The sequence below is a fragment of the Corynebacterium neomassiliense genome (assembly GCF_900626215.1).
Lineage (GTDB): Bacteria > Actinomycetota > Actinomycetes > Mycobacteriales > Mycobacteriaceae > Corynebacterium > Corynebacterium neomassiliense.
This window is the reverse complement of sequence record NZ_LR131106.1, coordinates 1659336-1671551: the sequence shown is the minus strand read 5'-3', so window position 1 is coordinate 1671551 and position 12216 is coordinate 1659336. Positions and strand designations below refer to the sequence as shown.

At 67.4% G+C, this 12216-nt stretch carries 13 protein-coding genes and 1 pseudogene; 11 read left to right on the top strand and 3 right to left on the bottom strand.

Going from position 1 to position 12216, the window contains the following annotated elements; genetic code table 11:
• Window positions 1–63 precede the first annotated feature (63 nt).
• The 10 genes from E0E18_RS07350 to E0E18_RS07305 all read left to right on the top strand — a co-directional run bounded on the left by E0E18_RS07350 (window position 64) and on the right by E0E18_RS07305 (window position 9841).
• The gene (locus E0E18_RS07350) at window positions 64–390 is read left to right on the top strand and encodes a helix-turn-helix domain-containing protein (protein WP_066588365.1); all 327 of its coding nucleotides are present in this window, start codon (window positions 64–66) and stop codon (window positions 388–390) included.
• A gap of 65 nt (window positions 391–455) precedes the next feature.
• Window positions 456–1952 carry a PepSY-associated TM helix domain-containing protein gene (locus tag E0E18_RS07345; protein ID WP_130839977.1) on the top strand — a complete coding sequence of 499 codons (1497 nt, stop codon included), beginning with the start codon at window positions 456–458 and terminating at the stop codon, window positions 1950–1952.
• Between the two features lie 74 nt (window positions 1953–2026).
• Window positions 2027–2332, top strand: coding sequence for an urease subunit gamma (locus E0E18_RS07340; protein WP_130839975.1), 306 nt, complete (start codon window positions 2027–2029; stop codon window positions 2330–2332).
• A complete protein-coding gene (locus E0E18_RS07335; RefSeq protein WP_237559682.1) occupies window positions 2313–3185 on the top strand; it encodes a hypothetical protein in 873 nt (290 codons plus the stop codon). The genes E0E18_RS07340 and E0E18_RS07335 overlap by 20 nt, the downstream gene beginning before the upstream one ends.
• A gap of 15 nt (window positions 3186–3200) precedes the next feature.
• Window positions 3201–3599: an urease subunit beta gene (locus E0E18_RS07330; RefSeq protein WP_130839973.1), complete on the top strand. Its 399-nt coding sequence runs from the start codon at window positions 3201–3203 to the stop codon at window positions 3597–3599.
• Window positions 3599–5338 carry an urease subunit alpha gene (gene ureC, locus E0E18_RS07325; protein ID WP_066588355.1) on the top strand — a complete coding sequence of 580 codons (1740 nt, stop codon included), beginning with the start codon at window positions 3599–3601 and terminating at the stop codon, window positions 5336–5338. The genes E0E18_RS07330 and ureC overlap by 1 nt, the downstream gene beginning before the upstream one ends.
• An 8-nt stretch (window positions 5339–5346) precedes the next feature.
• Window positions 5347–6198, top strand: a complete 852-nt coding sequence (locus tag E0E18_RS07320; protein ID WP_237559681.1) for an urease accessory protein UreF — start codon at window positions 5347–5349, stop codon at window positions 6196–6198.
• Window positions 6199–6304: 106 nt separating this feature from the next.
• Entirely contained in the window at window positions 6305–6922 is a 618-nt protein-coding gene (gene ureG / locus E0E18_RS07315) for an urease accessory protein UreG (protein ID WP_110482392.1), read from the top strand.
• Between the two features lie 38 nt (window positions 6923–6960).
• Window positions 6961–7971, top strand: coding sequence for an urease accessory protein UreD (locus tag E0E18_RS07310; protein ID WP_130841306.1), 1011 nt, complete (start codon window positions 6961–6963; stop codon window positions 7969–7971).
• Between the two features lie 166 nt (window positions 7972–8137).
• On the top strand, window positions 8138–9841 hold the full coding sequence (locus E0E18_RS07305; protein ID WP_078057386.1) for a purine-cytosine permease family protein: 1704 nt from the start codon (window positions 8138–8140) through the stop codon (window positions 9839–9841).
• Window positions 9842–9949: 108 nt separating this feature from the next.
• Here the strand turns inward: E0E18_RS07305 and E0E18_RS07300 are convergent, their stop codons facing one another.
• From E0E18_RS07300 to E0E18_RS14475, 3 genes and pseudogenes are all read right to left on the bottom strand, one after another.
• On the bottom strand, window positions 9950–10528 hold the full coding sequence (locus tag E0E18_RS07300; RefSeq protein WP_130839971.1) for a gamma carbonic anhydrase family protein: 579 nt from the start codon (window positions 10526–10528) through the stop codon (window positions 9950–9952).
• A gap of 130 nt (window positions 10529–10658) precedes the next feature.
• Window positions 10659–10956: pseudogene (locus E0E18_RS14480) on the bottom strand (DDE-type integrase/transposase/recombinase); the annotation flags it as partial.
• Between the two features lie 166 nt (window positions 10957–11122).
• Window positions 11123–11320 carry a transposase gene (locus E0E18_RS14475; protein WP_419866047.1) on the bottom strand — a complete coding sequence of 66 codons (198 nt, stop codon included), beginning with the start codon at window positions 11318–11320 and terminating at the stop codon, window positions 11123–11125.
• 141 nt (window positions 11321–11461) lie between these two features.
• On the opposite strand from E0E18_RS14475, the gene E0E18_RS07290 reads away from it, so the two are divergent.
• A complete protein-coding gene (locus E0E18_RS07290; protein WP_130839967.1) occupies window positions 11462–12073 on the top strand; it encodes a hypothetical protein in 612 nt (203 codons plus the stop codon).
• Window positions 12074–12216 lie beyond the last annotated feature (143 nt).

Sequence of the window (12216 nt, the reverse complement as noted above, 5' to 3'; positions counted from 1 at the left end):
CCGGGGGAGGGGTCCCGTCCTTTTCAGGGCACCCGACCCGACGCAGGACTAGAATCCGGAGCCATGACCGGCGGCGACGCACACGCAGACCCACTCGCCCACCTGTGCGCGCTCTCCGACGACTGGGCCGAAACCTTCCGCCTCCTCGGTGACCCGACCCGCCTACGCCTGCTCACCCTCCTGCACTACGCCGGCCCCGGCACCCTGAGCATGTCCGAGCTGGCTGAGAGAGCAGGCGTCAGGACAGCGACCGCCTCCGCGGCACTGCGGCTGCTGACGACGGCGGGGATAGTCACCGCGCACCGGGACGGACGGATGATGCGCTACGCACTCACCGACGAGAGGGTCCACAGGCTGCTGCACCACCTCGGGGGAACCCACGCCCACTGACGGGCCCGGGACCGGCCCGGGAACGCTCCGGGAACTCAGGGACCCTCCCGGACGACTACTACCCCGTGACGACGACCACCCAGCACCCCTCCCGCGCCCCGGAACCGTCCGGAACCCCCGGAGCAGAACGCAGGAAAGACCCGGACCGCAGTTCAGGACGCCAGACCACGCGCCTTCTCACCCGCCTGCACTTCTTCGCGGGGATCTTCTGCGCACCGTTCATTCTCGTGGCAGCGCTGAGCGGACTGCTCTACGCCACCGCCCCGACAGTCGAGCAGATCGTCTACCACGACATGCTCACCGCCGAACCCACCGCCGCCGACCCTGTCGAACAGCCCGTCGGCGACCTGGTGACCAGGGCACAGGAGCTCCACCCCGACCTGGCCCTGGCGGGGGTCAGGCTCGGAAAACCGGACGAGACCACCCGTGTCCTGTTCACCGACCCGACGCTGCCGGCATCCACCCTCAGGGCGGTGTTCCTGGACCCGTACTCCGGTGAAGTCAAGGGTGACAGCACCCAGTACGGCAGTTCGGCGTCGCTGCCGCTGCGCCAGTGGATCGACGAAGGTCACCGCAGTCTGTGGCTGGGGGAGAAGGGGCGCCTCTACTCCGAACTGGCGGCGAGCTGGCTCGGCGTCCTCGCTGTCGGGGGTCTGGTGGTCCTGTGGCGACGGCAGCGCGGCAGCGGGTCGGTGACCCGGCTCCGGGGCATGCTGCGCCGGGACGGCAGCGGCCGGGCGCAGGTGATGAGACGCCACGGAGCCACCGGAACGGTGATCTCCGTCGGACTGGTCTTCCTCACCGTCACCGGGTTGACCTGGTCCTCGGTCGCCGGCACGAACATCGGCGAGGTCCGGGCGAACCTCAACTGGGGCACCCCCACGGTCTCCACGGAGATGCCGGGGATGAAGGACACCCCCAACGCCGCAACCGCCGCAACCGGTGCAGCCGGACATGCCGGTCACGAGGGTCACGGTGGCGGCCGGACCGGACCGTCTGTGAGGGTCAGCGGACTCAACCCGGGTGCCGTCGACCGCGTCGCCGCCGCCGCGCGCCGGGAACTGGAGACCCCGTTGACCCTCACCCCGCCGGCACAGGAGGGTGCGGCCTGGTCCGCGGCGGAGAACCGGACCGCCTGGCGTCTGCACAACAATTCCGTGGCGGTGGACTGGGCCACCGGGCAGGTGACCGACAGGCTGCGGTTCTCCGACTGGCCTCTGGCCGCGCAGGCGACCGCCTGGCTGATCCAGCTCCACATGGGGACCCTGTTCGGACTGCCGAACCAGATCGTCCTGGCGCTCCTGGCGGCGGCCATCATCGTGATGGTGGTCCGGGGCTACCGGATGTGGTGGATGCGGCGTCCCCGTGGCAGCTCCGCCGGTACGCTGCCCGCTGCCCCGCGCCGGGCGGGCCGGGGGCGTCCGACCGTCGGCACCCTCATCCTCTGCGCAGCTCTGGTGGCCTACGGGGTCATCGCCCCGCTGTTCGGGGTCACCTGTCTGGCGTTCGTGGCGGCCAGCGTGCTCTGGGACACCGCCCGCCGCGTGTTTCGGCGGAGTTAAACACCCCGTCGTCCGGTGCGCGGCGTCCCGCCGCGGCAGTACCGTTGGGGACAAACACCGAACGGAAGGACGCCATGGATCTCACTGCCCGGGAGCAGGAGAAGCTGCTCCTGTTCACCGCTGCCGAGGTGTCACGTCGACGCCTGGCCCGTGGTCTGAAACTCAATGTCCCCGAGGCCACCGCCCTGATCAGCGAAGCCGTCGTTGAAGCCGCCCGTGACGGGCAGACCGTCGCCGAGGCCATGGAGACCGGGACGAAGGTCCTCGGCCCCGACCAGGTGCAGGACGGGGTGCGGGAGATGCTCGACCTCATCCGGGTGGAGGCGACGTCCCCCGACGGAACGAAGCTGGTCAGTGTCCATGACCCGATCGGACAGTGACACCGTGGGAACCGGAACAGGGGCCACTCCCGCCGCGTCAGGTCCCGCGCCTGACGCGGTGACTGTCCTGTACGCGGGTGCCGAGGCGCCGGCTCCCGGCCCACTCGCCGAGGCCACCGGAACCACCGTGGTCACCGGACCCCGGGGTCTGTCACCCCATCTGGAGAGGGCGGGGAGCCTCGGCGTCCCCCTGGTCGTCATTCCCGCCGGTACCGGCCGTGACCTCACCTCGGTGACCCAGGCCGCCCAGGCCCTGCAGTGGGCGGCCCGTTCGGGTACCGGGGTGGTTCTCGGCCCGTCCCTGGCGGACGCCACCCGCTCGATCGCCGAGATGCGACGTCACCTGCGTGCCGCGGTGTCGGTCCACGGGGCGGACTCGGTGCTCTTCCTGGCCCGCACCGTGGACCCGTTCGCCGACGCCGAACTGCTCCGCCGGGTACGTCTGGCACGCCAGTTCTCCGAGGACCTGGAGGTCGAGGTCGCGTTCGAGGGGGCGTGGCCGTCACCGGCGAAGGCCAGAGAGCGGCTGAGGCTGCTGGGAGCGAGGGAGACGGTGCAGGTCCGTGCCGATCTGGCGTTCCCCGCCAGCGCCGGGGACGGCGCCGCGGACGCCACTGATGACGCCACCCCGCTGTTCCGGGCGTCCGCCCTGGCCACCGCGGTGGGGGAGGCGTCCCGTACGGCCCTGCACCTGCTGCGGGACCACGGTGACGACGGAATCGCCGACGGACTGCTCGCCGACCACGCCACCGGTTTCGCACACTCCCACGGCGACGACGACCACAGCCACAGTCACCTGCACGGTCACAGCCACAGTCACACGCACAGCCACAGTCACACCCACCACCACTAAGGCAGGAGAACCACCATGTCCGGATCCGCCGCAGGCTACGGCACCGCACCCGGTGCCGCGCCCACCGTCGAACTCAATCCGGGACGCCGTACCGTCACACTCCGGGTGTCCAACACCGGTGACCGCGCCGTCCAGGTCGGTTCGCACTACCACTTCTTCGAGGTCAACGCAGCCCTCGACTTCGACCGGGAATCAGCATGGGGCATGCACCTGTCCATCCCCTCCGGCCTGGCGGTGCGTTTCGAACCCGGGGACTCCCGGGAGGTCGAACTGGTGGACTTCGGAGGACGCCGCATCCTCCACGGATTCGCCGGTCTCACCGAAGGCGCCCTCGACGACCCTGCGGTCAGGGCAGCGGCACTGGAGAAACTGCCCGCATTCCTGCACAGCAACGACGAACTGGAGACCCGCTGATGACCCGCATCGACCGACGTCGCTACCAGGAGATCTACGGACCCACCACCGGTGACACGGTCCGTCTGGCGGACACCGACCTCACCGTGCGGATCACCCGCGACCACCTCGCCTCCGCCTACGGCGACGAGTCCGTCTACGGCGGTGGCAAGGCGGTGCGCGACGGGATGGCCCAGGACCCCACGGCCACCTCCACCGGTGGTGCCGGCAACCGTGCCCTCGACACCGTCATCACCGGCGTCATCGTCCTCGACGCCGTGGCAGGGGTCGTCAAAGGTGACGTCGGCATCAGGGACGGCCGGATCGTCGGGATCGGCAAGGCCGGAAACCCGAACACCCAGGACGGGGTGGACCCTGAACTGGTCATCGGTCCCGGCACCGAGGTCATCGCGGGGGAGCACCGAATCCTCACCGCCGGCGGCGTGGACTCCCACATCCACTACATCACCCCGCAACAGGCCGAGCACGGCCTGGCGGGCGGGATCACCACCTTCTTCGGCGGAGGTACCGGACCGTCCGAGGGAACTCTGGGGACCACCTGTACTCCGGGGCCCTCGGGTGTGGAATTCATGCTCCGTGCCGCCGAGGGACTCCCCGTGAACACCGGTTTCCTGGGCAAGGGGTCGGGCTCCCTGCCGGAGGCACTGGCAGAACAGATTGTCGCCGGTGCCGCCGGGCTGAAGATCCACGAGGACTGGGGTGCGACCCCGGCGAACATCCGCAACGCCATGGACGTGTGCGACAGCTTCGACGTGCAGCTCGCGATCCACACCGACACCCTGAACGAGGGCGGATTCTTCGAGTCGACCGCCCGCGCCTTCGGCGGACGTACCGTCCACACCTTCCACTCCGAGGGCGCCGGCGGCGGACATGCACCGGACATCCTCAGGGTCACGGGAATGCCCAACGTGCTCCCGGCGTCCACCAACCCCACCCTCCCGTACACGGTCAACTCCGTGGACGAGCTGCTCGACATGGTGATGGTGTGCCACCACCTGTCCCACGACATCCCGGAGGACGTCGCCTTCGCGGACTCCCGTGTCCGTGCCGAAACCATCGCCGCGGAAACGGTGTTCCACGATCTGGGACTGATCAGTATCTTCAGTTCCGACTCCCAGGCGATGGGACGCGTCGGCGAATCCTGGCAGCGTGCCTTCCAGACCGCCCACCACTGCAGAGTGGAACTCGGTGAGCTGGAGGAGGACAGGGGCCACGGCGACGACAACGAGCGCGTACTGCGCTACGTCGCGAAGATCACCCTCAACCCGGCGATCGCCCAGGGAATCAGCGCCCATGTGGGCAGCATCGAACCGGGCAAGCTCGCCGACCTGGTCCTCTGGCCCGTGGAGACCTTTGCGGCCAAACCGCACCTGGTCCTGCGTCAGGGCCGCATCGCCTACGCCCGGATGGGTGACCCGAACGCGTCACTGGCCACTCCGCAGCCGGTGTTCTACCGGGACATGTTCGCCAACTACGGTTCCGCCCTGCAGAACACCCGCACAACCTTCATGAGCCGGGCAGCAGTGGACGCCGGAGTGCCCGAGCACCTGGGACTGCAGTCACTGGTCCTGCCCGTGGAGAACACCCGCGGCCTGGGCAAGAAGGACATGGTCCGCAACGACCGTACGGCGGACATCCGGGTCGACCCGGACACCTACGAGGTCACCGTCGACGGAGTCCACGCCACCATCGCACCGGCGGAGACCCTGCCCCTGGCACAGAAGTTCTTCCTGTTCTGAGTGCCCTGATGCCGCCCACCTCCTCGTCCCCGCCACCCGCTCCACGGTCCCTGCTGCCGTTCCTCCAGGCCATGACCTATGCGGACTCCGCGTACCCCTCCGGCAGGTACACCCTGTCGCACGGTCTGGAGGGACTGGTCCAGGCGCACCGTGTGCAGGGCGTGGACGAGGTGTCGTCCGCGCTCGCCGACCACCTGAGATACACGGCCGCCCCCGGTGACGGGGTGGCGACCGCGGCCGCGGCGACGGCGGGACCCGGCCGGATCGCCGTGCTCATCGACCTCGACCACGAACTGTCGGCGACGAAGGTCACCCATGAGCTGCGCCGTGCGTCCACCCGGGTGGGACGCCAGATGCTGCAGGTCACCACCGAGGTGGAACGCCGCCTCGGTGGTGAACTCCCGGAACCGTTGCTCAGCTACGCCGCCGCCGTCGCAGCGAAGGAGACCCCCGGCAACCAGGCTGTCGTCGCCGGTCTCGTCCACCGCGCCCACGGTCTCACCCCGCGGGACGCGGTCGCCACCGAGCTGACGGGCCTCGCAGTCGGCTGGGCGGGGGCGGCGCTGCGGCTGCGGCAGTGCGACCACATCGACGCCCAGGTCGTCATCACCGCCGCGCACCCGGTCATCGCCGGGCTGGCCGTGCAGTGCGTGCAGGTGGCGTCCGACCTGGTGCCCGGTACCGGCCCGGACCCCGGCCCTGAATCCGGCCCCGGATACGTACCTTGCCCGGGATCCGGTCACGTGTACGCCAACTCGCCCGGCCGCCGCGGCTGGCGGTTCCTGGGCCGGGCCAGTCCGGGTTCCGACCTCGCCTCAGCCGCGCACGAGACCGCACCGGCCCGCCTGTTCATGAGCTAGAAAGGACGCCATGACCACCCCAGACGTAACCACCTCAACAACCGCAGCCACCTCAGATGTCCGCGACCCCGCCCCCGCCCCGTCCGCCGTTGCCGCACCGGACCCGGTGACCGGGTCCGGTTCCCCGCTGCGCATCGGCATCGGCGGGCCTGTCGGTTCCGGCAAGACCGCCCTCATCGAAGCTCTCGTCCCCCTGTTCGTCGACGCCGGCCGCCAGGTCGGCGTGATCACCAACGACATCTACACCCAGGAGGACGCCCTGCATGTCCGGCGGGAACTCGACGGGATCATCAGCCCGGACCGGATCATCGGGGTGGAGACCGGCTCCTGCCCGCACACCGCCGTACGTGACGACCCGACGATGAACCTCATGGCCGCCGCCGACCTGGTGGAGGAGCATCCGGACATTGACACGGTCTTCTTCGAGTCCGGCGGAGACAATCTCACCCTCACCTTCTCACCGGCGCTGGTGGATGTCTTCGTCTTCGTCCTGGACACGGCGGAGGGGCAGAAGATGCCGAAGAAGCGTGGCCCGGGCATCACCGAGTCCGACATCCTCGTCATCAACAAGACCGACATCGCCCGGTACGTCCGCTGTGACCTGGACATCATGAACGCCGACGCCGTGGATGTCCGTGACGGTCGTCCGGTCGTGCTCACAGACTGTCTCGCCGGCAGGGGAATCGCGGAGCTTGCGGCGAAGCTGGAGAGGTACCGCGTGTGAGACCGTCCTCCCCGGCAGTGCCCGGAGCCCGGTCGGACATGTCCCGCCTGGACCCGGCGTCCGTCACCCCTCCGGTGCCGTGGGAGTTCCTCCCCCTCGTCCGTGAGACCGGGGAGGGGACCGGCGACGACGGAGCTGCGGTCCCTGACGGAGTCCAGCCGGTCGGGCGCCCCGGGAAGGTGGGGATCCTCGACCTCACGCTGACCGCGGACATGGTGTCCCCGGTGCACAGGACCGGCGTGACCTCCCGGTATGTCAAGGCGCCGATGCAGTTGACCCGTCCCCTGCACATCGACCCCGGCGATCCGGGGGAGGCGTTCGTCTACGTGCGTTCCACCGGCGGCGGGCTGGCGCAGAATGACCGCATCCGGCAGCGGCTGAGGCTGGGCGTCGGTGCACGGGCGACGGTCACTACTCCCGCTGGTACTCCGGTGCACCGGATGAACGCGGGACTGGCGACCCAGTGGGTCACCCTGGAGGTGGGGCAGGACGCCGTGTGCGAGTACCTCCCCGGCCAGAACATTCTCTTCGCAGGCTCCCGTCTGCTGCAGGTCACCGACGTGGTCCTGGCAGATTCGGCGATATTTCTCGCCGCCGAGGTGGTCCTCACCGGGCGTCTGGCCCGCGGGGAACGGGACCTCTACGACGCCCTCGGCCAGTGCTGGCGTGTCGAGAGGGCGGGGCGGCCCCTGCTGTCTGATTCGCTGTGTGTGACAGGGGCAGGTCAGGGCAGGTCGGAGATGCTGCTGTCCCGGTGGCCGGTGTGGGCGACGGTGCTCGTCGTCCCGCCCGCCGGAGAATCTGTCAGAGATCTGCTGGTGAAGATCCGCGAACTGCTGGCGGAGGTGACCGGTGGTGTGTCGGCTGCCCACGGGGCAGTCCCGGAGGATCTCAGCGCCGCGGCGTCCACCATGGTGGGGGACGCCGGGATCACGGTACGGGTCGCCGGGGAGGACCCGGTGGTGGTGCGGTCAGTGGTGGACACGGTGTACGGGTGCGCCCGTCTGGCTCTGCTGGGCCGGCCGGCCGTGGACCTGCGCCGGATGTGAGGCTGCGCGGGTGGGTGCTCCGGCCTGTGCTGTCCTGCAGGGTCCTGCTGTCTCACGCCGTCTCACACGTCCGTAACACAGGACGCCGGGTGAACCCCGTTTAGCACCGTGTCGGAAACATACAAGGTCATCCGGAGGAAACCGGACGTCCATACCGTTGGCTCCCATGACTCCTCCAGTGGACATGCTCCATCAGACCCGGGACTCCGAACCGACGGACGGGCGGTCCGGTCCCGTCTCCGCCGTCGAGGGTGCCAGCCCGGTGGGTACCGAAGACTTTTCGTTGCGGTTTGCGCCGCGTCATTACCGGCGGTGGACTCCGGCGGCGGTGGCTGCCAGTGCGTTGGGTGGTATCGCGTATCTGGCGGATTTCTCCATCGGTGCGACCATCGGTGTGGAACACGGGACGGTCAACGCTGTCGGTGGTGTGCTGATCGCCGCGGTGTTGATTTTCGTGTCGAGTTTCCCGTTGGCGTACTACGCTGCCCGGTACAACGTGGATCTTGACCTGATCACCCGGGGGTCGGGGTTCGGGTACAAGGGGTCGATCATCACGAACCTGATTTTCGTGTCGTTCACGTTCATCCTCTTCGCCACGGAGGGGGCGATCATGGCGCAGGGGTTGAAGGCGGGGCTGGGTGTTCCGTTGTGGGCGGGGTATGCGGTGAGTTCGTTGATGATCATTCCGTTGGTGGTGTACGGGATGAAGTTGTTGTCGAAGCTGCATTCGTGGACGAATCCGCTGTGGCTGGTGATGATGTTCGTGCCGTTGGTGGTGCTGATCATCCAGGAGCCGGGGTCGGTGGGGACGTTTCTGGAGTACTCCGGTGAGGAGGACAAGGGGGTGTCGTTCGCGGCGATGATGCTGGCTGCGGGGGTGTGTCTGTCGTTGACGGCGCAGATCGCGGAGAATATCGACTACCTGAGGTTCATGCCGCCGCGGACGGCGCAGAACCGTCGGGCGTGGTGGACTGCGGTGGTCTGTGGCGGCCCGGGGTGGGTGGTGCTGGGTGCGACGAAGCAGATCATCGGGATTTTTCTGGCGGTGTACATGATTTCTGTGCTGGGTCAGGGCACGGATCTGGCGGTGGAGCCGGTCAATCAGTTCATGAGTGAGTACCGGCAGATGATGCCGGGGTGGCTGGCGACGACGTTGGCGGTGATCCTGGTGGTGATCTCGCAGATCAAGATCAACACGACCAACGCGTACTGCGGGTCGTTGGCGTGGACGAACATCTACTCGCGGACGTTCAAGAGGTATCCGGGCCGGGTGTGGTTCGTGGTGCTGAATGTGGGGATTTCGCTGGCGTTGATGGAGTTCAACATGTTCAGTGTGCTGAGCTTTGTGCTGAGTTTCTACTCGAATCTGGCGATCGCGTGGATTTTCACCGTCGCCGCGGACATCGTGATCAACAAGTACCTGCTGGGGTTGTCGCCGAAGGTGCCGGAGTTCCGTCGCGGGATGCTCTACGACTGGAACCCGGTGGGTATCTCCTCGGTCATTCTCTCCGGTGGGATTTCGGTGGCGATGTTCTTCGGTGTGTTCGGTGACGGTGTCGCGGCGTTTTCCCCGTTGTTCGCTGCGGTGATTGCCGTGGTGGTCACGCCGTTGGCGGCGGTGGTCACCGGGGGCCGGTACTACCTGCGCCGGTCTGACGACGGTATTGATCTGCCGATGTTCGACGCTGACGGTAATCCGGTCGACGACCGGTTGACCTGTGCGATCACGGGGGAGTCGTGTGAGCGTCCGGACATGGTTGCCTCGGCGTTGCCGGGGCCTGACGGGGAAAGGCAGTATGTGTCGTCTCTGGCGTTGACGTTGGATGTGAGCGGGGAGCATGTGCTTCCTGCTGATCCGCCGCGTCGGTGAGGTCGTGGGGAGGGTCGTCGGTGAGGGCCGGTGGGGGGGCGGTGGTGATTCGGCGGTGGTGTGTGCGGTAGGGAAGGTGGAGGGACGTGACAGAACGTGCGCCGGCTCTCAGCCGAACCGGACCTCATCGAGGTCCAGGGCGTCCCCGGGAGACGCCTGGGCCCTGGCCAGGGCAACGTAACCGGCGGCGTGAGCGATGAGATGCTCCCGCTCCGCGGTGGAGAGTTCCCGCCTGACCTTCGCCGGCAGACCTGCGGCGAGAACCCCGTCGGGAATCTCCTGGCCCTCGAGAACAACGGCCCCGCCGCCGATGATGCACCCCGATCCTGTGACTGACCTGCTGAGCAGAGTGGACTGCATGCCGACCAGGGTCCCGTCGCCGACGGTGCAGGCGTGGACGAGAGCCTGGTGCCCGAGCGTGACATCGTCACCGAGCACCGCGGCAGAGGCCTGCTCACAGTGGATCACCGCATTGTCCTGGACATTGGTGCGGGAACCGATCCGCACCGCACCGACATCGCCGCGCAGGACCACGCCGTAGAAGACCGAGGCGTCCTCCCCGACTGTCACGTCCCCGACGATCACAGCGCCGGGGGCGATCCAGGCGGAGCGGTGTATTCGTGGCACCCTCCCGTTGAACGGGAGGATCAGGGGACCGGTGACAGGGGGAGGCAGAGTTCCGCTCATGTAACCACGCTAACGGACGGCAGGGGCATGACGGGAGTGGAATCCCATGCTCTGAGTAGACGGTGAGACCAACCCGAAAGGGATCTGCACGTGTCCACCTCCGATTCCCGATAGCACCGGGGACCCTGATGGTGAGCTCGGTACGCCGGTCAGCATGGACCACCACACCGTCAGGAACCTCACCGCGCAGTGTTCGAGCCATTTCCAGGGCTCTGGCGACCAGGGAACGTAACCATGTGAGAGTCCATCGCCCATCCCGGGATCCGGCGGGAATGCGCATCGGTGACCACCGCCAGGTACAACCAGCCTTCACCGGTACGCAAGTACGTGATGTCTGAAATCCACACGCGGTTGAGACCACCCTGATCCCGCCTGCGTTCGACCCGGTCAGGGATCTTATAGGGGGCCACGCCGGGGATAGTTGTCACCACCGGTGAACTTCTTGTTCACCCTGCCATCAGTGCGTACCGTTCGTCGGTCCTCGGCAAGGCTCGCGAAGAAGGTTGCTGCTTTTCCGGGCACTCGTTGTCCTTGTGCAGGTCCTCGACCTGTCGGCGTGAGGCTTTGAGCTCGGCGCGTTCATCCAGGGTCAGTTCACCGGTGGGTTCGCCCGGTGTCAGTGGCTCGCTCGGCGGCGACCCACTTGCCCAACGACCGGGGGGCGACGTTGAGCTCTCGGGCGACGTCGGCGACGGTCCGTCCGGTGTCGATGACCGGTCGGCTTCGTAGCTGTATTCGGGGCTGAAAGCTCTCCGGGGTCGCTTCCCGGGGTCTCGTCGGTGATTGCGACATCCCCTCGTGCGGGACGGGTCCCGCTAAATCGGGTGTCCACTCAACGAGGGTAAGGCCATAACTACTACAAGACCGCAATACAGAATGTAGGCATGATGTAATGCAGTCGAATCCGGCACCCCGGAGATGAGGAGTTTCACCGTGAAGTACATCGGCACTGTCATCGCCAACTACGAGCGCAAGAAGCGCACCGAGACGATCATCCGCATTGAAGGCTTGTCCCGGCCGCAGCAGATCGCCGTGATCTGGTCGATCCCACGATCACCTGACGCCCTGGTCGACCTGGAACCGGGGGTGAGGGTGATCTTCGCGGCCCGGGAAGGGACCCTGACCCAGCGGATGCAGACCGACGAGGACACCGGGGCCACAGCCACGATTCTGGTGGCCATGGGACTGTTCTACGACGTCCTCGACGCCACCGATGCTCCCACGGACGTGCTCTACGAGAAGATCGAGCCGAAGGACCTGGAGTTCGAGGGCACGGTAGGTGAAATCCGTCCCCGTCCGGATGCTGAGGCCGTCGCCCGGGGCAGGATGTGGAGCATCACCGTGGTTCTTGCCCGGCACGGCCAGTTTCAGCCGTTGCGGGTCCGGTTCCCCGAACACCTCGACGGTGCTGTCGGCGGTCTCGCCACAGGTGACCGGGTGCGGTTCACCGCTGAGGAACGGTCCCTGTCGTGGATGGTGGACATCGATGAGATGGGCCGGCGGTGTGTTGTTCCGGCGGTGACAGTCACGGGGTGTCTCTTATAAACATCTGACGCTGCCGACGAAGAGGATAGGGGAGGTCTCGGTGGGGGCCGGTTTATTAAAAAAAAAAAGAGGAGTAGGGAGTGGCTGGTGGATGGAGGAGCAGACAGCGCGGAGAAGTGAGGAGGTACTAGAGATAGAGATGG

Bases quoted from the DNA above. Each gene is read 5' to 3' on its own strand.
- E0E18_RS07310 (WP_130841306.1), top strand. From the start codon at position 6,961: ATGTCCCGCCTGGACCCGGCGTCCGTCACCCCTCCGGTGCCGTGGGAG.
- E0E18_RS07320 (WP_237559681.1), top strand. From the start codon at position 5,347: ATGCCGCCCACCTCCTCGTCCCCGCCACCCGCTCCACGGTCCCTGCTG.
- E0E18_RS07300 (WP_130839971.1), bottom strand. From the start codon at position 10,528: ATGAGCGGAACTCTGCCTCCCCCTGTCACCGGTCCCCTGATCCTCCCG.
- E0E18_RS07305 (WP_078057386.1), top strand. From the start codon at position 8,138: ATGACTCCTCCAGTGGACATGCTCCATCAGACCCGGGACTCCGAACCG.
- E0E18_RS07340 (WP_130839975.1), top strand. From the start codon at position 2,027: ATGGATCTCACTGCCCGGGAGCAGGAGAAGCTGCTCCTGTTCACCGCT.
- E0E18_RS14475 (WP_419866047.1), bottom strand. From the start codon at position 11,320: ATGTCGCAATCACCGACGAGACCCCGGGAAGCGACCCCGGAGAGCTTT.
- E0E18_RS07350 (WP_066588365.1), top strand. From the start codon at position 64: ATGACCGGCGGCGACGCACACGCAGACCCACTCGCCCACCTGTGCGCG.
- E0E18_RS07335 (WP_237559682.1), top strand. From the start codon at position 2,313: ATGACCCGATCGGACAGTGACACCGTGGGAACCGGAACAGGGGCCACT.
- E0E18_RS07330 (WP_130839973.1), top strand. From the start codon at position 3,201: ATGTCCGGATCCGCCGCAGGCTACGGCACCGCACCCGGTGCCGCGCCC.
- ureC (WP_066588355.1), top strand. From the start codon at position 3,599: ATGACCCGCATCGACCGACGTCGCTACCAGGAGATCTACGGACCCACC.